Source organism: Blautia sp. DFI.6.71 (assembly GCF_020593585.1).
Classification (GTDB): domain Bacteria; phylum Bacillota; class Clostridia; order Lachnospirales; family Lachnospiraceae; genus Blautia_A; species Blautia_A wexlerae.
In genome coordinates this window covers 1-1,062 of sequence record NZ_JAJDMJ010000136.1, presented here as the reverse complement: position 1 = coordinate 1,062, position 1,062 = coordinate 1, and the positions used below count along the sequence as shown (strand labels likewise).

Annotated in this window: 1 protein-coding gene; it reads left to right on the top strand. The window is 47.0% G+C overall.

The features are described 5' to 3' along the window. Window positions 1–16 precede the first annotated feature (16 nt). Window positions 17–1,062 (top strand): dicarboxylate/amino acid:cation symporter (locus LJE12_RS19575; RefSeq protein WP_227292386.1); only part of this gene is annotated, 1,046 nt, incomplete at its 3' end.

Here is a 1,062-nt window from a genome sequence, read left to right as displayed (position 1 = left end):
AAAGAGGAGGGAACAAATGAAAAAATTCTATTCGTGGTATAAAAAACATATTACCGCAGCAATCTTTACCGGACTGATTCTGGGTATCATTACCGGTCTGTTTCTGGCAAACCGTTTCGAACCGGTTCTTACTGTCACAAGTCTTATCGGAAGCATTTACATGAATGCCCTGAACATGATGATCTTTCCACTGGTCTTCTGTTCCATTATCATGGGTATCTCCAGCATCGGTAATGCCCGCACAACCGGCAAGATCACAGCCGGTGCCATGATCTTTTTCCTGTGCACCACAGCCCTTGCCAGCCTGGCAGGACTGATCATCCCGCGGCTGATCCATCTCGGTGAGGGTGTTAAATTCGAGATGGCAACTTCCGACATCCAGGCAACTGAGATGACCAGCATTCTGGACACCATCAAAAACCTGATCCCATCCAACCCGGTTGCAGCTTTCGCAAACGGAAATATGCTTCAGGTACTTGTATTCGCAGTCATCGTAGGCTTCACACTTATCGCCATCGGCGAAAAGGGTACTGCACTTCTGAAAGTCATCGATTCCTGTAACGAAGTCTGTCTGAAAGTCATCAGCACAGTTATGTACTTCACACCTATCGGTGTATTCTGTACTATCGTTCCTGTTGTAGAAGCCAACGGTACAGAAACCATCATTTCACTGGCAACTCAGCTGATCATCCTGTATGTGGCATTCTTCGGATTTGCCCTGGTCATTTACGGCGGCTCCGTGAAATTCATCGGCAAAGAAAGCCCTGTGAAATTCTTCAAAGCAATGCTTCCTGCAGCTCTGAACGCATTCGGAACCTGTTCCAGTTCAGCGACCATTCCGATCAGCAAACAGCGTATGGAAGACGAAATGGGCGTATCCAACAAGATCACAAGTATTGCCATTCCTCTTGGCGCTACTGTAAACATGGATGCCGTATCCATCCTGATGTCATTCATGATCATGTTCTTCGCCAATGCATGCGGAATTAACGTAAGCATTTCCATGATGATCATAATCCTTCTGGCAAACGTACTCCTGTCAGTAGGAACCCCGGGAATCCC